The organism is Fervidicoccaceae archaeon, assembly GCA_038734945.1.
Classification (GTDB): domain Archaea; phylum Thermoproteota; class Thermoprotei_A; order Sulfolobales; family Fervidicoccaceae; genus ARK-14.
Genome location: JAVYOA010000001.1, coordinates 171,777 through 188,268 on the forward strand (window position 1 = coordinate 171,777; position 16,492 = coordinate 188,268).

Below are 16,492 nucleotides of genomic sequence, written 5' to 3' on the forward strand. Positions count from 1 at the left end.
TGATTCAAGTGCGAACTCTATTAAAAGAGATATGGAGACATTTTTTAATTTTTCTTCTAATAAATCTATATCTTTTATCTTCTTTCCAAAGAATAATAATATTCATAGAGGCTTTCCAGCTCTTCCTCGCTCTTTCCCTTCATCCAATCAACCAGAATTTCTCTGTCCTCGGGATGCTTGGCGAAGTAGTATATTGAAAAGCTGCATACAGGCTCAATTTTTAGCCCTCTCCTTCTTGCATCCTCAATAGCTGCCTTAACTAACATCTCACCTAAACCCCTCCCCCTGAACTGAGGAGGGGTGTATGTGTGAAGAAGCCTCATAATTCTAAGCTCTTCAATGACTTCAAACTTGAGTAGAGCCCTTTTTCCGTTTGGCAGTTCTATGTAGAACTCAGAGTCGTTCAGCTTTACGCTCTCCAATGCAAATCACCAAATTCCAAGAGTTTTTCATGCGGATAAAAAGATTCTATAAATATTTCTCATCCCAGCCATCATTTTTTATTTCGGTGATCCCTCCCTCCACCTTCAAAAGCCCCAGCTCTTCAGATATATCCCCCAAGAGATCTGAACCCTGATGAGGTATGGATAGATGTGAAGCATGTGGGGGAACCATTGTATGGGACTACAGGACAGGGGATATCATATGCTCATCATGCGGGCTCGTAATAGGAAGGATATATGAGCATGAAGAGGAAAGGAGCGGTGATAAAAAAGCAGAAGAAACTTGCGGTAAAAAGCAGCAATCATATCCAAAATCATTCAGGCTATATCTCAAGATAAGCAGGAGGAAGCCAAGGGATCTTCTGATAGATGAGGAGCGCTTTAGAGCATTTCTGAAGGATGGAAAGGCCATTAGGGTTTTTGCACACCCCAAAGATGCCTATCTAAGAAAAATGCTGGAGAAAAACGAGAGTCTCAGAGAAATCTATGAAGGCTACGTGGAGAAGAATCCCAAGCTCTCGTGCCGCACAATGAGGGCAAAGGTTGCATCCGCGATGATCCTTCAGCTTTACTTCTCTGGAAGGAAAATTAGGGGAGAGGACATATCCAGGATAGCAAGAGAGACTGGAGTGAGCAAATGGCACGCAGCCAAGCTCATTGATATTCTTGGAAGGTATTATCCTCCTCTTTCATCTGGACAGAGAAGCAGGATTCATCGACGATCCTCACCCTGACCCCAATTTTTTTGAGCACCGTATCTTTCAGAGCCTGCAGGAGAGCCTCATGTTCCCTGCATATTCTCATTTCAATTTCTTCATACATTTGGCCAAACTTCTCCAGGAACTCAGTTATATCTCTTGCTATCTTTATCTGCTCTGCCTCTCCTATAGCCTTCTGGTACACGCCCTGTCCTATTGGATAAATTCCAGAGATTTCAGCAGGAACTGCTCCAATGGCAGGGGCGTAGTAAACCAAGTATTCTTCTCCCCTGCTTCTAGCATCTGGAATTCTGAAATATATTGGAACTATTGCTAGCTTTCTGAAGAGGCCGGGAGGTTTATACTCCTCTGCAATGAACTTTCTCATCCTTGCAATTCTAGGATTCTTCCTGCTATCATCCTCAAAAATAAACGTGCTCTTTCCGCCCCCCTTAGTTGATGGTGTATACAGCTCCATCCAGGAAGAGTGATTTTCCTCAATACGCCTCAGAAGGGATAGAAGGCTGGGGTGCCCCCTTGACATAGAAATCAAGAGCTCCCATAGCCTCCCCTCCTTTATTGCTTCCTTTGTTTCGTTTATTATCCTTCTCACAACGAGGAGGTTGTGCTTTGCCAGAAGGCGCGTTCTCTCTTCCTTTTTCATTTCCCTCAGCTCAGCTGGCGTATACTTGGAGCAGATAGGACAGGAGCAGGGAAAATAGCTCAATCTCTCCAGCCTCATGGTGCCATGCTCGGTCATGTACCTTCCATCTCTGGCAAACAATATATAGGAGGCCGAATCAAATAGATCGATTCCCATTGCGACTGCAAAAGGAATTATCATTGGATGCCCTGCCCCAAACAAATGCAGCGGCTTTTTAGCAGGTATTTGGGACCTTGCTGCTCTTATCATATCTATGAGTGCCTCATATTGGTACCTCTCCATGAATCTGGTGGGACTTCCGAGCGCATATATATCGAAATCAAGCTCCGCCGATTCTCTGGCGCTTTTCTCAACGAGATCCAGAAACAGCCCCCCTTGGATTGGAAGAACCCAAAGTCTTTTTCCTCTATCTATCAGCTCCGCTGCTTCCTTTGCTCTTCTAAGGGTTTCATTCACCGTCCACTCTGCATACTCTCTATTCAGAGAATCTCCCGTGGGAACATCCAATATAACAGCAATATCAGAGTCAAGCATTTTCTCTATTTCAATAATCTCCCTATTGCTCACTTCAACTTCTCCGTACTGGAGGAGCTGATAAGCTCCTGAATCTGTCATAACCAGAATATCCCTGGAAGCCAGAAGATCGTGAATTCTTCCCCTCCAGCCCCTCTTGTAGGCTAAATAGGCATTGGTTATAACTCCTCTGAAGCCTAGATCCTTTATCTCCTCAACCGAAAGCTCCTGTCTAACAGGGTCAACTACTGGAAAAAGATAGGGGGTCTCAATGGAGCTCCCCCTCGCCTCGAGCCTTCCAATTCTCCCGGCCAGATCCCTATCAAGTATCTTCATTGATTCAATACCTTTCTATCCTTCCTATGTCTTGGCCTGGGGAGTCTCCTTTCTCTTGCTTTCCATGTACTCCGTGAATAAACCGTAAATCTTATGAGCGAGAGGACCGCTTCCTTCGACCCCCTTTTCTGAAATTCTTATTGTGTTCAGCACCACAAGAACACCAGCTTCTGGATAGGCTTTAACGTCAGCCTCCCTTATATTCAGCCTGCTTACTACAATTCTCGCAAACTCCTCAGGGTTAAACAAAGGAGACTCTACTGCCGCCATGACCTCTATGCTTTCAGCCAAGATAAGAATCACGGGAAATGAGGAACCTCCATCTTCGCTTGCATTCTTGAGGAGCAAGTTCAGCCTCTCGTCGAATCCATATAGAGTACCTCTCAGAACCTTTCCGCTTTTCAACCTCACAACTACCTGCCTATCCAGGAGGGCATTGAGCTCGCTGATTATCCTCCTGCTAGCTGTTGTAACGCTCATGCTAATCACCCTAGCATATTGATTCTTAAACAGTTATATTTCCAATATGGTTACAACTTAATAAAGGTAAATAAACACAGTAGTGAATTGCTCCTAAGAGAGTGATGTTCATGACCAATTTCACTATTGATAGCCTCAATGTCGCCAGCATAAATCCATCCATAATCCCTCAAATCGTCGATGTTAAGGCATCAGCGCCAGGTGGCATTGAAGTGCTCTTCGAGTACCACAAGAGCATGGGAATAAGCTATAGCGAAGGAGAAAAGCTCCTATTAAAGATATCCTCTCAGAAGATTCCCCCAACCGAGAGCTTGAGCTTCTGCGGCAAGGCTACTCTATTTAGTATAAAGCAGAAGGAGGGAGGCCTAGTCTATCTCTTCTCAATAGGCGGTCTCATCCTGAGAATCTCCTCTCCAGGACAAATAGAAGGGCTGGAGATAACAAAGGATTACTATTTCTGCATAGAGAAGACTAGCCAGTAAGATCGCTTTTCTCCTCTCTCTCACCATGAGCTGTACATAATATATATGCCAACGACTATAAGAACAGCTGCAAAGATCTTCCTCAGGATTTCCTTCGGCAGACTTACCGAGAGCCTAGATCCCCACCATCCTCCAAAAATTCCCCCCACTATAAAAAGTGCTGATATCAATGGATCTAGCTGTCCACTAATGTAGTACCTGAGCGCTGTTATTAGCCCGAACGTTCCAACCGAGAGAAGGGAGGTTCCTATGGCCTTTGATATATCAAGCCCCCCAACGAACATCAGGGTTGGGGCAATAAGAAACCCACCTCCTATGCCGAAGTAGCCTGAAGCAAAACCAACAAGTAAGGAAAACAAAATCAACTTAGCAAGAGATCTGCTACCACTTTTCGCAACGAAATCCCCTCTTTTCAGCATATATATAGCTACAAATATCATGAGACCCCCAAAGAGAAAGAGAAGCCTTTTCCCTGGAGTCAGCAAGCCGAGCTGGTTCCCAAGAAGAACACCCGCGGTTCCAGCTAGACTGAAAATGGCCCCAATTTTTAAATCAAAATTTCTCTTCATTGCGTGAGGAACTATATTTATTAGTGCATTGACGGCTACGGAGAAGGCCGTCGTTCCTATGGCCATATGAGGAAAGTTGAATCCCACCACGTATATGAGGAGGGGGACAGCCAAGATAGATCCCCCTCCTCCAATGAGCCCGAGAGAGAATCCCACAATGACACCAGAAAATATTGAGAGAGCTAACTGGATAGCTGAGAGCTCGTACATATTTATCATCTTCAATGATTCATCAATCAAATCTTTTAAAAATTTCACTCGAAATACGTTCTGAGCCACAGCTCAGCGAAGAAGAGCCTCCAATAGAACCTGGCATAGTCCTCCTTGACTTTTCCTCTTTTTACTGATTGGACGATCTCCTGAACAGCATCTCTTCTAACAATTCCCATCTTAACTAGACGGGAGTCCTCCATGAGCTCCTCAAATTTTTCTCCAAGAGAGAACATCCACTTCTTCTCGGGAGCCTGAAATCCTATTTTCCTTCTATTCCAAACAATTTCTCTTGGGAGCATTCCTTCAACAGCCTTTCTATGTATCCACTTCGTATAGCCATCCCTTATCTTCATCTCAGAGGGCATAGAGAGTGAGAGCTCAGCCAGAGCGTGGTTCACAAATGGAACTCTAATTTCTATGCTATATGCCATGCTGGATCTGTCCTCAGTTCTCAGGATCTCCAGAAGCCTCCCCCCAAAAAGATCTCTTCTCAGGGCATCGTTCAGTCCTTCGAAGCTATTGCTCCTTCGTTCAATCATCCTTCTTCCCTTTTCTGTTAGTATCCTCTCGGACATCCTCATCCTCATTCCAAGCATAACCCTCAGACCAAGCGTAATCTTCTCAGCTATATATTTCCTCAGCTTCCATGCTTCAAGAAATCCTGTTAGTAGCCCCCTTTTCCTCATTACTTCCTTCAGATAAATTGGAATGTATGCATGGTATCCTGCTAGGAGCTCATCCCCACCCTGTCCGTTGAGCAGAACCTTTAGGTTCTCAGCCCTTTCCCTTATCTTTTTCATCATCATCCAATGGAGAATGCTGCTTGGACCCTCAGGAGGCTCCTCCAAATAATAGATCATTTTCCTCAAATCATCGATGCTGAGGTCGCCAGCTTTTACCTTAACAACTTCCATGTTGTCCTCCATTCCAAGAAATCTGGCCACGCTTTTAGCATACTCTAGTTCATCTATGGCACTATCATCCACAGAGACTGTGAAAATCTTCAGCGTTTCCCTGGAGAATCCCTTCTCCTTCAAACCCTCTTCTAGGAGCTTCTTTGTTTCTGCCAGTATAGATGAGGAATCAAGCCCACCGCTCAAAGCAATAGCAAGCGGGACATCTGTTCTGAGGTGTAGCTTCACACTGCTTTCGAAAGCACTTCTCCACTTCTCAATAGCATCCGAATCTTCCCAGCTTCTCTCCTTTACTTCAGGGCTCCAATATCTTTTCAAATCCACACTCTCTCCATCGCTGCAGAAATAGTATGCTGGAGGTATGGAATAAACACCCTCGAAGAAGGTCTCCTCAGGGTTGCCCCTCAGGAAGGATAGATAGCTCACAACTCTTCTAGCATTCGGCCTCAGATTAGCAACTGCTCTGAATGCCTTAATTTCTGAGGAAAAATAAACAGCATCTCCTACCTTCATGTAGTGCAGGGGCTTTATCCCGAATCTATCCCTTGCCCCACAGAGCTTCTTTTCCCTCGAATCATATATTAGGAAGGCATACATTCCGAGCAATCTATTGAGAGCACTCTCTATTCCCCATTCCGCTACTGCCTTCAGAACAACCTCAGTATCGCTATCGCTCTCAAATGTATGTCCAAGACTTCTAAGCTCCTCCCTCACTTCTCTGTAGTTGTATACCTCTCCATTCAGCACGATTGCGAACCTATCGTGGAACATTGGCTGGTGACCCTTAGGAGAGGGATCTAGGATCGATAGCCTCCTATTTCCAATGGCTGCCTTGTCATCACTGAATATGCCCTCATCATCTGGGCCTCTATGTTTCATGAGCTCTAGCATCTTTCCAATTAGTCTAGAGTCCACACTACCCTTTCCTGCAACTGCTCCCGCTATTCCGCACAAGCCCTCTCAGCCTTTTCAGTGAGAACTTAATTAAAAATTCTTTTGCTTGTATTTAAAAATTAGGTGATTCTAAAAATTTTAGAAGGCTCAGAGAGCCATCGAAATTCCCTCTGTCCTCGGATCGCTGGCAAGATAGAGAACGCCCCTCCTATCCATCCTAGCAGTGTGAATATGCCCATGCGTTCCAAACAGCGGGACTCTCACGAAGCTCAGACCGGCCTCTTCACTGAACGACAGGCCATTCTCCACCTCAACCTTCCATTCATTTCCAGCAGGGGAGAATATGAACCTGGGAGCCATGAGCGCTTCAGCATCCCCCATCCTATAGACATAGATGTTCTCATATGCTCTCAAGTGAAGCTGAGGCCTGTAGTCACCGCCCACACATCCTATTATTCTTCTCGCATCTCCCTCATCTATTCCCAGGATGGAAAGAGTATGCATAGGTCTCTTCCTGGGGGCAGGACTGTTGGGAAGATTCATAGCTCTCGCGAATCCAACCCCCCTGTTCTGGACGGGGAAGCCACCAATTATAAGTCCAGATCCAAACGGATTGAACAGACTCTGTATAAATCCCACTAGGTGCTCTCCATCCGAGACAATGAAGAATGTTGTGTCTCCGCCACTCCTTCCCCCAACAAGCCCCTTCTCCGCTGCATTCTTTATCTCTGAATATTTTAGCATTCTTTCCACACTTATGCCCATGTGATCTGGATCACCGATATATCTGTCTCTGAAAGCATATGCTGCCTTTATAGGCTCCATCCATGCAGCTATTCTCTTGGGATCCCCGAACCCAAGCTCATCAAGCCCAAGCTCATGGAGAGCAGATATAAGGTGAAGAGTTGTCACTCCAATAGTGCTTGGAGGTAGCTCGTATAGCACCCTTCCATCTATTTCAAGAGAGAGTGGTTTCACTTCTTCAGCTTCATGTCTCCTCAGATCCTCCAGCTCAGCTCCTACTCCCTGTTCTCTGAGCTCACCCACAATTCGCTCAGCCAGCTCACCTTCATAGAAATCTTTCCATCCTCTCTGCACTATAGCTCTCAGAGTTCTCGCCATGTCTCTGTTTACTACAAGATCCCCCTCTCTTATCCCTCTGAAATACTTAGCCCATTTATACCTGCCAATCTCCTTCTCGGAGCTAGCAGATGCATTTGCAAGCATTTTGCCTGCCCTGAAGCCATTGAATGCCAAAGATATGGCAGGCTGAAGAAGATCTTCTAAGGGCATCAATCCCAACTCCTCATTTATTTTCCCCCACAGAGCAACTAGACCAGGAACAGTGGCCGTCAGAGGACCCCTTGTGGGGGACTCCTTTATGAACCTCTCTGCATCAAAACCGGAGAAGGATCTCCCATAAGAGGCAAACGCTCTTATTTCCCTATCCCTGAAGAACATGAGAAAGGCATCTCCTCCCGGTCCGCCACTCTGTGGCTGAAGCACAGAGAGAGAGGCACTTATTGCTATCGCCGCATCGAATGCATTCCCGCCATCTTCAAGAACATCCATACCTATCTTGACTGAGAGAGGATGATCAGCAGCAACACCTACTCTTCCATATGCTACTTTCAATATCATCACCGAAAAATGCAATATCATTAACTATATATTAAAGGATGACAGTCCGGCTGAAAAGATTATAAGCTTCAAGAGGAACAATAAGGAGAAAGGGCCCGTCGTCTAGCCTGGTTAGGACGCCGCCCTTACAAGGCGGAGGCCCTGGGTTCGATTCCCAGCGGGCCCACCATCCTTTTTCAATCGAAAGCCACGCATTTGGAGTGGGAAGACAACTATCATTGGGAAGGGGCATGAAACAAAAGCTAGTGCATATGCTGAGCAAGGAAGCAAGAAGAAGAATACTGGAGGTTCTGGCAAGAGAGAGGGGGAGTGAAGCAGCAGAGGTTCTCGGAATATCGAGGGCAGCTCTCAGCAAGTTTCTTAATGGAAAGATCCACCCAAGCGATGAAGTTGTTGAGAGAGCGATATCTTCTGCAAATTCTCTAGAGATGAACAAGATTCTTGTGATAATAGCTGAGGACATAGCAGACTTTGCGAGAGAACTGGCAGATCTCATACGCAACCACGGAGAAGATTTTAAGAGCCCAGAACTCATCAATGAGGCCCTGCGGGAGCTGGAGAGGGCAGCAGAGGAGTTGAGGGAATCCACACACTCTTCAAGAAAGAGAGGATAACATTCTCAGAATCTTGTGCTTTGAAAAACAGCCAGGTAAATAAGCCTTTGGTATTACCGAATTAAACACAAATATCTATATTTTTAAATCTAATTAATCCTTTATCTGGGGATTATTTCATATATCTGTGTGCCTTCTAAATAGAAACAAACATATCTCTTAGGTGAAAGGCCAAGATGGCAGAGAAGGGAAAGAAGAAGGGAAAGAAGGAGGAGAAGAAGCAGTAATCAGCAAATAGCTTTTGCCACGTTCCACAGTTAGAATTTTTTTTGAGGCTTATCTCCTCTTTATAGCCCATACTATTTCTCTGACTGCATCTAGACTTTTCTCCAGGACGTTTCCTGTTACAATAGCATCTGCTCCAGCCTCAATTACGCTCCTCGCAGCCTCTCCGCTCCTAATTCCTCCTCCAACAATAAGAAAAGCCTCTCTCAGGCTTTTTCTAACCACCTTGATCATCTCAGGAGGGATGTGCTGCGGACTTCCTGAGCCAGCCTCCAAATATATGTAGCGCATTCCCAGCATCTCCGCTGCCATAGCATATGCCGCAGCTATGTATGGCTGGTCAAATGGTATCGGCCTAGCCCTTCCAATATATCCAGCAGCCCCTCCATAGCCTACAATAATATACCCTGTCGGCAGCGGCTCCAATCCATACTTTCTCACCAGAGGAGCTCCCTGAACCTGTGCACCAACAATATGATAAACACTTTCACTGTTGAGCAGGCTCATGAAAAGTATAGCATCAGCTTCCTTTATCACATTGTTCACATCTCCAGGAAAGACGATGACAGGCAATCCAGAACTCCTCAGAGCCCTAGCAACCTCACTTGCTTCCAAGGGATCAACACCAATGCTTCCACCTATCAGAAATGCGTCTGTGCCCAGCCTCTTAAGCTCCTCAGCAATTTTTCCTGCTTCCTCAGCTCCGGTTTTGTGCGGATCTATTAATGCAAAGTGAAGAGGCCCCTTCTCCCTTCTCTCTCTCAGATAATCACTTACCCTCAACTTCCTCTTCCCTCCTTCCGTCCAGCTCCCCTATGCAGTTACCAGCAGCTATGGTACTCTCAACGCTCTCTGAAACAGAATCGTAGAGGTCTATCAGTTTTCCGTAGGCATCCACAGGTTGATATAGCTTGGGAACCTTGAATCGTGCACAGAAGCCACACTCTCCACAAATCGCATCAGCCACGGCAAAATCATCACTTGGCTTTGCTGTAACGCTTATTCTCAGCGACTGCCTGCTGCAGTGAGGACATACGAATATCTTTGGTATCTTTCTGACTATCCTCTTTGGTTGCGCTCTCTTCTTCTTCCTTCTTCCCAAGGAAAGCATCTCCTCTCTATCGTTATCTTTCCTTAGAGCCATTTGAGATATTTATCAGTTTTCTCAGCTTTTCAGCCCTTCCAGTTGCAATAACATCTCTAATCATCGATATTAGCTCTATTGAATCGGACGCCTTCATAATGCTGAGATTTCCGGCTGATCGAGACAGGCAATATGAGAGGATATGGTAGCAGGCCCTCCTCTTCCCCCTAGCTATCACATTCAAAGAGAAGTCCTTGCAGCTGCAGTAGAATGGAGGAAGAACTGCGTAGTCCTCGTTTTTTCCCAAGAAAATAGCTATTGTTGGATTCTCCCATACAACAAATATCCTGCCCCTATTAGCAGCAGCCTTCGCTTTCTCTATGCTTCTCTTGCTCAGCCCATGAGCGAGCTCACTGCACTCATCTCTTGAGCCTTCTGACAACTGCCTCCTCCTCTCCACCGATAACAACTGCATCCGCCATACCAACAAAAAGTCCAGTAGCTATCACTCCAACAACGCCTCTCAGAGCTCTGTCCAGGTCCTCAATATTTCCTCTCCAGCCGCTTGAATCAACATCAACTATAATGCCGTAGCTATCGCTCACCACAGGTCCGTACTTTCCAGCAAGAGAATGTCTAATTGAGGCTCTGAGTCCCATTTCTCCTATCTTTTTCATAACATATGCGACAGAGAATGGACTTACTTCGACAGGAACGCTCCTTCCTATCAAATTTGTGACCATTTTCCCTTTATCCACTATAACAGCAAAGAAAGCACTCATCGAGGCAAGAATTTTTTCCCTGAACAGGGCAGCTCCTCCCCCCTTTATCATGTTTCCATCCTCATCCACAGCATCGGCGCCGTCCACATAGAAATCAACACTATCGGTTACAGAAATATCCAATACACTGCACCCTCTGCGCCTAAGGGCTATGGCTGTCTCAAAGCTTGAGGAAACGAAGAGCTTCTCCTCAATGTCCTTTTTTCTCAGAAGCGATATGAAATGAGCAACTGTGCTCCCAGTCCCAACACCAACAACTCTAGCTCTCTCGAACTCCTCTAGATGAAGAGCAGCTTCAGCAGCCCTCTTCTTTGGAGAATCTTTCTCCACCACACCTCACCGGCAAAAAGTTATAATATCCTCTGCCTTATTTCCTTAAGTGCTTTAAGTAAAAAGCTACAGAAGCGGGTGGTTTGTTTGCCGCAGGAGATACTGTTCTCAAGCCTAGAAGAAGCAGAGAAGAAGATAAAGGATCTCTCCATCACACCACAGGAATGCAGGATAAAGGTTGGAAAGAAGGGCGTCAAGCTCAAGCTAAGGACAAAGAAGATTCTATACACGCTGGTCTTCAGAGCTGAGAACACCGGTTCCTCTAACATTGAGGATATTAAGAAAGCTGCATCTGAGCTTGCCACGAAGATAGGCTGCTCTTCCATTAAAGAGCTCTGAGCTCTATTTCTTCTCCGTTAGCAGGAATTATGGGCTCTATTCCCACAGCATCCTTTATATCCTGAGCGAGCGATCTCTGGACGCTCTCCTCTCCATGAACCAGAACAATTCTTTTCAGACCCTTCACGCCCTTCACGACTTCTATAAGACCGCTCTTTCCTGCGTGGCTGGAGAAATCCATCCACTCGAGCCTTGCCTTTATGAGAGGACCACCATCCTCGAATGTGCCTCTCTCTAGAAGCTCTCTTCCAGGAGTTCCCCTTCCCTGATAGCTAACTAGTATGACCGCATTCCTGGGATTGTCATAAATCTTTCTAAGGAAATATCTTGAGGGTCCTCCCTTCAGCATTCCAGAGCTTGAAACAATAACCCCCCCTCTCTTCCAAGCGCTTCTCCTGTCCTGCCAGCCCTTCAGAAATATTTGATTCTCTCGGGCCCTTCTCAGGATGAGGGGATCTCTCAGAAATCCGCTGTTCTCCAGCATTATCTCAGTGGCGCTCTTCACCATACCATCAATATATACTGGAGATATCTCATTTTCCTCGAGAATGCTCATTACCTCCTGACCTCTCCCAACACTGAAAACAGGAACAAGGACTGTACCCCCCGATGATAGCACCTCCTTAACAACATCGATGAACCTCTTCTCAACATCCTTTCTTTTTGGATGATCAGCGTTTCCATATGTGCTCTCAATTATCAACGTATCAGCTTCAACCCCACTCAAATTTGCCCCGGTAACGAGCTTCGTATCAATTGTGTTGACATCACTTGTATATAGAACGCTTCCCTCCGGAGTTGAAACCTTAACTGCTAAGCTTCCCGGTATGTGTCCACTGTGGAAAAATTCTAGCTCGAAGTCACCCAACTTCACCCTGTCCCCATGGGATACTTCCTCTAAGCTGGATATCAGCGAGTTGACCTCATTTATTTCAAAATCCAGGTAGTAGCCGGAGAGCTTTAGAAAGTCCTCCAACATGAGTCTGGAGAGAGCTTTCGTGAGCCTCGTTGAGAAGGCCCTCGGTGCAATTGAAGTATATAGAAGGGGCGCTGCTCCTATGTGGTCAAGATGGACATGTGTTAAGACCAGCGCGACTAGCTTATTCGGAGGAAAGTGAAGAGGCATCACAGGGTCATCATTCTCATCAAAGTTAACTCCATAGTCTAGCAGAACCGCCCTTTCTTTGTACTCTACAGCTATTGCTGCCCTTCCAACCTCCCTTCCACTTCCCAGAACTCTTAGCTTCAGCGCCATGCTTTCTCCTCTTCCAAAAAGGAACTCTCATGCATCATACTTTTCTTTATTTTTCCCTCTGGACATTAATATTTTTAGATGGAGCTTAACTCAGAGCTCCGGTGTTTCCCATGTTCAGGATGAATCCAACCGAAATGAAGAGAATGCTCAAGAGAATGGGCATCTCGGCAGATATAGAGGAAATAAACGATGCAGAGAGAGTCCTAATAGAGAGGACAGGAAGCAAGAACATGATAATCGAAGACCCTGTAATAACTATCCTAAAAATGAAGGGAGAGAGCGTCCTTTACATTTATGGAACAATAAAGGAAATATCCAAGGAGGAGAAGCACATCTCCAGGCCTCAAATACCCGAGGAGGACGTTCAGCTGGTAGCGAGTGAGGCAGGAGTGAGCATGGATGAGGCCAGAAAGGCTCTTGAGGCAACGGGAGGAGACATAGCCCAAGCAATAATGCTGCTGCAGAGCAGAAAATGACCTCTAAGTTCTCAGCAGTTTCCTAAGTCCACCAAGAAGAGACTGGACATCCTGAGCCTGAGAGAGGATGAGTGGAATTCCGTCGCTCTCCGCAAGCCTTATGGCAAGGGGATCCACAGCTCTTGGTCCATGTATAACAACAGCTCCCGGCTTCAGGAAAGAAACTCTAACGGCCACCATCGGCGACCTCCCAGTGCCGACGTTTGTGAAAACGAGAGCTCTCTCCGTAGTATATCCCATTATGCTGAGGAATTCATACCCGGTCATACTCTCAATAGCAGCAATACTATCAAGAACGGTATATCCATATAGCTGCTTATCCAGCTTATCCTTTCCGTACAGAATTACTCCCTTCACAGCATCCACTACATCCTTAAGCTGGACTTTCTGGGGAAACTCTCTCATATCCAGCAGAGCTGAAGGCGGAAGCCTATGGCCCCTTGCCAATTCCTTAACGGTCAAGTAGCCTCTTTCCCTATCAATTTCCAGCAGAGTCTTAACAAATTTCTTGACAAATCCGCTTCCAGGAGTCCTTCTTCCCTTCTCATAGTCGCTCAGAACGCTTGAGGATATACCCATCCTCCTCGAGAGGGTCAGCTGCGTAACTCCAAATAGCTCCCTCCACTTTCTCATCGACTTCCCGGGCGAATCGCTCCACGCTATATCGCCTGCCATGTCCTTAGCAATTTTTTCTATAATAGCCTCTGAAGCCAATGCAGGCAGCCTCCGAAGGACAGCTTATCATTGCAAAATGATCTGCTGCCTCATTAAAAATATTTCGACTTTTATCGAAATAAGCAATCAAGCTTCAAAAACATTATTAATTTCTTTTCTGTATCACAATAAAAAATGCAGGGGCCCGTAGTCTAGCTTGGTAGGATGCGAGGTACGGCTTCCTCTGTAGAGGAGCCGCTCGACTCGGGACCTTACGGCGAAAGTCCTCGTGGTCCGGGGTTCAAATCCCCGCGGGCCCATTTCTCTGCTTTACTCCTTCTTTTCCTCGGACTTCTTCTTCTTTCCCTTGCATCCCAAGATTTCAACACCTCAAAAATATTTAGTGAAGAACTATTTAAAAGAGGCAATATATAATCATGCTACTTAAAGAAGGGCTGATGCTGCCGTGGGAAGGGAGAATGAGCCTAATTTGCAGGAAATGGCTCAAATATATGGAGTCATCTACTACCAATTCGGGAAAAGGGCAGCAGAGGAGCTCCTCAAGAGGGAGAAAGAGATCAGCCTGAAAAGGTACTCTAGCGGAATAGTTAGGGAGGTAATTCTTCCTGAGGGTACGATACTCTATCACAATCCCAGCACAGGTCTCTTCACCCTCAGCTGGAAGGGAGCCCTCCTTCTTTTTCCTCTTACACAGTCTGACAGGAAAAGGATATTTGCCAAGAGAGACATCTTCATTAAATACACGAAGAAAGTCCTCCTGGCTCCTGCTGTAATAAGAAGCACGGAGGATATAAGAGCGGGGGATGAGATCTTCATAGTCGATGAAGAAGGGGCTCTCCTAGCTCTTGGAAAGGCGCTGGCAAGCGCCATTGAAATAAACTCAATGAAAAGAGGAAAGGTGGCTTTGGTGAGGAGGAGCTCAGATGAGCTTCAAGAGAATTAGCATATATCTGTCTGGAAGAAAAGCACTCAGGCAGGGATATAGGGTCATCTCCGGCTTTAAGGGATTCGGAGCAGTTGGCATAATAACTGTCCTCCACATAGTTAGTAGCCTCAACATGGAGAAGATTGGAGTTGTGGTCACAAAATATCAGCCAGAATATGTCTACAGGGAAGAGGATCTAGTCTATCCCTTTGAGATATATGTGAGCCATCCCCACAGGCTTGTTGCTCTCGTCAACAGGGAGCTTCCGGATGAGAGGGTTAGAGAGGAGTATGTCTATGAGCTAACAAAGCTAATATCAAGGAAGGGCCTCTCTCCTCTATATCTCATAGGAGGGCTTGATCACAGATTCAGAGAGAGGCCGGAAGAGAGACTTAGATGGCTGAAGAACTCAGCCTACAAAGGTCCAGTTCCCAACACACCAATGTTGGATAGGGGATTGCTTGTCATAGGCCCCCTGGCCCTTCAGCTCATGTTCTCCGAGCTCATGGGTATACCAACGCTTGCACTGCTTCCCTATGCTTCAGCTGAGACTCCAGATCCCACGGCCGCGGCCGTTGCTGTTGAGGAGCTGAACAAGCTACTTGATATCAATGTACCTACAGATAAGCTCATAGAGGAGGGCATGAAAATTCAGGAAGAGCTGAGGAGACTCGAGGAGCTCTCCACCCAGAAGCATGGAGGGAGAGAGCCCTATATGTAATAGTATAGGACATTGATGAGAGAACCCGGGCCTGGGCTAAAAGCCTTTAGAGCGGTACAAGCCGCAATGAAGAGAGGCCTGCGGCTGAGAAAGAAGAATAGGGAAAAAAGTTCTATATTTCTTTAAAGCTCAGAGCTGGATTTAAAAGAACATTCAGCTCTTCAGCCACTAATAGCGCTTATCCTCTTCAGTATATCTGTCCTAGTCACTATCCCCTTTGGCTCTCCAAGAGCATTGACGACTATAAGCCTTCCCACACCATGAAGCTCCATTATTCTCACTGCATCCATTATATCCTCGTCCTCTCTTATTGTGACAACATGCTTCCTCATGTACTCTTCCACTTTAGCCTTCACGTTTCCCTCGCTGTATGCCTTTGCTATGTCTGTCGTTGTTATTATTCCTACTATCCTATCATTCTCTATTACAGGAGCACCTCTTATCTTCTCTCTAAACAGAAGACCAGCTGCCTCGCGGAGAAGCATCTGAGGGGTCAGCGTTATCAGATTCTTCGAGGAAATGTCACCAACAATCTCCTTCGGTATGCTCACAAGCCTTTTTATCAATATAGCTATTTGCCCCATTGCCCTATCTATGTGCTGCACTTCTCCATCTATCAATATTCTATTGTAGCTCGTAGGCCCTATCCTTATAATGTCTCCCTCCTTTATCTCATCGAAGTTCCCGCTAGCCTTTACTATAGCCCTTCCTCCGCCCGGATTGAGTATATCGAGGATCTCCACGGAAAATGCTGTTATATTGGTTTCCTTGCCGTCCTTCTTTATTTTGAGGGAGCCATACGCAATTATTCCTGTGCTCTTCATGAGCTCTCTGGCCTTCAGGGTTGGCACGTATCCTCCCATTGGACCGGTCTTGCTTTCCAACAGTCCCAAGCTCCTAAGGCTGGAAATAACGTTTCTCACAGTCCCCTCATCCTTTCCTATCATCTCAGCTATCTCTATGCTCTTAATTAGCCTCTTGTGCCTCTCATAAAGCTCAATCAGGGCCATTAGAACCTCTCTCTGTGTTTGAGTTAGCTCATACATGTACATTTTTATCTATTCCTCTCCCTTCCACATGACATGTTTTTTCATTTTTTTAGACAAAAAGAACTCATTATAATTTTCAATTATTTTAGAAGTCTTTTCCCTTTTAAATCTATCGCTTCATCAACTTCTTTTCTTCCATAGAAAAATTTATATAGAAGTGGTTATAATGG

20 protein-coding genes and 2 tRNA genes are annotated in these 16,492 nt (G+C 45.8%); 9 read left to right on the plus strand and 13 right to left on the minus strand.

Translation table 11 applies throughout. From position 1 onward, the window contains the following. Window positions 1-74 precede the first annotated feature (74 nt). Window positions 75-422: a GNAT family N-acetyltransferase gene (locus QXR92_00920; protein ID MEM0318575.1), complete on the minus strand. Its 348-nt coding sequence runs from the start codon at window positions 420-422 to the stop codon at window positions 75-77. 161 nt (window positions 423-583) lie between these two features. On the opposite strand from QXR92_00920, the gene QXR92_00925 reads away from it, so the two are divergent. Then, on the plus strand, window positions 584-1,177 hold the full coding sequence (locus QXR92_00925; protein ID MEM0318576.1) for a TFIIB-type zinc ribbon-containing protein: 594 nt from the start codon (window positions 584-586) through the stop codon (window positions 1,175-1,177). Here QXR92_00925 and tgtA read toward each other — a convergent pair. Both tgtA and QXR92_00935 read right to left on the minus strand, forming a co-directional pair. Next, complete coding sequence (tgtA, locus tag QXR92_00930; GenBank protein MEM0318577.1) at window positions 1,098-2,654, minus strand: tRNA guanosine(15) transglycosylase TgtA; 1,557 nt, start codon at window positions 2,652-2,654, stop codon at window positions 1,098-1,100. The genes QXR92_00925 and tgtA overlap by 80 nt on opposite strands. A 24-nt stretch (window positions 2,655-2,678) precedes the next feature. Further along, window positions 2,679-3,134, minus strand: a complete 456-nt coding sequence (locus tag QXR92_00935) for an Lsm family RNA-binding protein (protein MEM0318578.1) — start codon at window positions 3,132-3,134, stop codon at window positions 2,679-2,681. A 110-nt stretch (window positions 3,135-3,244) separates the two neighbouring features. Between QXR92_00935 and QXR92_00940 the strand changes: the two genes are divergently transcribed. Continuing rightward, on the plus strand, window positions 3,245-3,616 hold the full coding sequence (locus QXR92_00940; GenBank protein MEM0318579.1) for a DNA-directed RNA polymerase subunit G: 372 nt from the start codon (window positions 3,245-3,247) through the stop codon (window positions 3,614-3,616). 20 nt (window positions 3,617-3,636) lie between these two features. On the opposite strand, the gene QXR92_00945 is transcribed toward QXR92_00940, so the two are convergent. The 3 genes from QXR92_00945 to QXR92_00955 form a co-directional block, all read right to left on the minus strand. Next, on the minus strand, window positions 3,637-4,395 hold the full coding sequence (locus QXR92_00945) for a sulfite exporter TauE/SafE family protein (GenBank protein ID MEM0318580.1): 759 nt from the start codon (window positions 4,393-4,395) through the stop codon (window positions 3,637-3,639). A 44-nt stretch (window positions 4,396-4,439) separates the two neighbouring features. Continuing rightward, entirely contained in the window at window positions 4,440-6,266 is a 1,827-nt protein-coding gene (asnB, locus tag QXR92_00950; protein MEM0318581.1) for an asparagine synthase (glutamine-hydrolyzing), read from the minus strand. Between the two features lie 87 nt (window positions 6,267-6,353). Next, window positions 6,354-7,841 (minus strand): gamma-glutamyltransferase, encoded by a 1,488-nt coding sequence (locus QXR92_00955; GenBank protein ID MEM0318582.1) that lies wholly within the window; start codon window positions 7,839-7,841, stop codon window positions 6,354-6,356. Window positions 7,842-7,938: 97 nt separating this feature from the next. On the opposite strand from QXR92_00955, the gene QXR92_00960 reads away from it, so the two are divergent. Continuing rightward, a tRNA-Val gene (locus tag QXR92_00960) sits at window positions 7,939-8,016 on the plus strand. A gap of 61 nt (window positions 8,017-8,077) precedes the next feature. Further along, a complete protein-coding gene (locus tag QXR92_00965) occupies window positions 8,078-8,461 on the plus strand; it encodes a helix-turn-helix domain-containing protein (GenBank protein MEM0318583.1) in 384 nt (127 codons plus the stop codon). 276 nt (window positions 8,462-8,737) lie between these two features. On the opposite strand, the gene QXR92_00970 is transcribed toward QXR92_00965, so the two are convergent. Genes QXR92_00970 through rpiA form a run of 4 tightly spaced genes read right to left on the minus strand, consistent with a single transcriptional unit; the run spans window position 8,738 to window position 10,882 of the window. After that, window positions 8,738-9,469: a geranylgeranylglyceryl/heptaprenylglyceryl phosphate synthase gene (locus QXR92_00970; GenBank protein MEM0318584.1), complete on the minus strand. Its 732-nt coding sequence runs from the start codon at window positions 9,467-9,469 to the stop codon at window positions 8,738-8,740. Next, window positions 9,456-9,788: a hypothetical protein gene (locus QXR92_00975; GenBank protein ID MEM0318585.1), complete on the minus strand. Its 333-nt coding sequence runs from the start codon at window positions 9,786-9,788 to the stop codon at window positions 9,456-9,458. Before QXR92_00975 ends, QXR92_00970 begins: the two co-directional genes overlap by 14 nt. A gap of 22 nt (window positions 9,789-9,810) precedes the next feature. Then, the gene (locus QXR92_00980; protein MEM0318586.1) at window positions 9,811-10,212 is read right to left on the minus strand and encodes a hypothetical protein; all 402 of its coding nucleotides are present in this window, start codon (window positions 10,210-10,212) and stop codon (window positions 9,811-9,813) included. Then, entirely contained in the window at window positions 10,190-10,882 is a 693-nt protein-coding gene (gene rpiA / locus QXR92_00985) for a ribose-5-phosphate isomerase RpiA (protein ID MEM0318587.1), read from the minus strand. Before rpiA ends, QXR92_00980 begins: the two co-directional genes overlap by 23 nt. A gap of 87 nt (window positions 10,883-10,969) precedes the next feature. On the opposite strand from rpiA, the gene QXR92_00990 reads away from it, so the two are divergent. After that, a complete protein-coding gene (locus tag QXR92_00990) occupies window positions 10,970-11,221 on the plus strand; it encodes a hypothetical protein (GenBank protein ID MEM0318588.1) in 252 nt (83 codons plus the stop codon). On the opposite strand, the gene QXR92_00995 is transcribed toward QXR92_00990, so the two are convergent. Continuing rightward, window positions 11,208-12,476 carry an MBL fold metallo-hydrolase gene (locus tag QXR92_00995; protein ID MEM0318589.1) on the minus strand — a complete coding sequence of 423 codons (1,269 nt, stop codon included), beginning with the start codon at window positions 12,474-12,476 and terminating at the stop codon, window positions 11,208-11,210. The two genes, QXR92_00990 and QXR92_00995, sit on opposite strands and share 14 nt — an antisense overlap. A gap of 110 nt (window positions 12,477-12,586) precedes the next feature. Here QXR92_00995 and QXR92_01000 point away from each other — a divergent pair, with 110 nt between their 5' ends. After that, window positions 12,587-12,952 (plus strand): nascent polypeptide-associated complex protein, encoded by a 366-nt coding sequence (locus QXR92_01000; GenBank protein ID MEM0318590.1) that lies wholly within the window; start codon window positions 12,587-12,589, stop codon window positions 12,950-12,952. A 3-nt stretch (window positions 12,953-12,955) separates the two neighbouring features. Here QXR92_01000 and QXR92_01005 read toward each other — a convergent pair whose 3' ends face one another. Then, a complete protein-coding gene (locus QXR92_01005; GenBank protein MEM0318591.1) occupies window positions 12,956-13,666 on the minus strand; it encodes a helix-turn-helix domain-containing protein in 711 nt (236 codons plus the stop codon). 141 nt (window positions 13,667-13,807) lie between these two features. Between QXR92_01005 and QXR92_01010 the strand changes: the two genes are divergently transcribed. From QXR92_01010 to QXR92_01020, 3 genes are all read left to right on the plus strand, one after another. Next, a tRNA-Pro gene (locus QXR92_01010) sits at window positions 13,808-13,926 on the plus strand. Window positions 13,927-14,072: 146 nt separating this feature from the next. Further along, window positions 14,073-14,570, plus strand: a complete 498-nt coding sequence (locus QXR92_01015; protein MEM0318592.1) for a PUA domain-containing protein — start codon at window positions 14,073-14,075, stop codon at window positions 14,568-14,570. Next, window positions 14,551-15,273, plus strand: a complete 723-nt coding sequence (locus QXR92_01020) for a PAC2 family protein (protein MEM0318593.1) — start codon at window positions 14,551-14,553, stop codon at window positions 15,271-15,273. Before QXR92_01015 ends, QXR92_01020 begins: the two co-directional genes overlap by 20 nt. Window positions 15,274-15,434: 161 nt before the next feature. On the opposite strand, the gene QXR92_01025 is transcribed toward QXR92_01020, so the two are convergent. Next, window positions 15,435-16,319: a CBS domain-containing protein gene (locus QXR92_01025; protein ID MEM0318594.1), complete on the minus strand. Its 885-nt coding sequence runs from the start codon at window positions 16,317-16,319 to the stop codon at window positions 15,435-15,437. Between the last annotated feature and the right edge of the window lie 173 nt (window positions 16,320-16,492).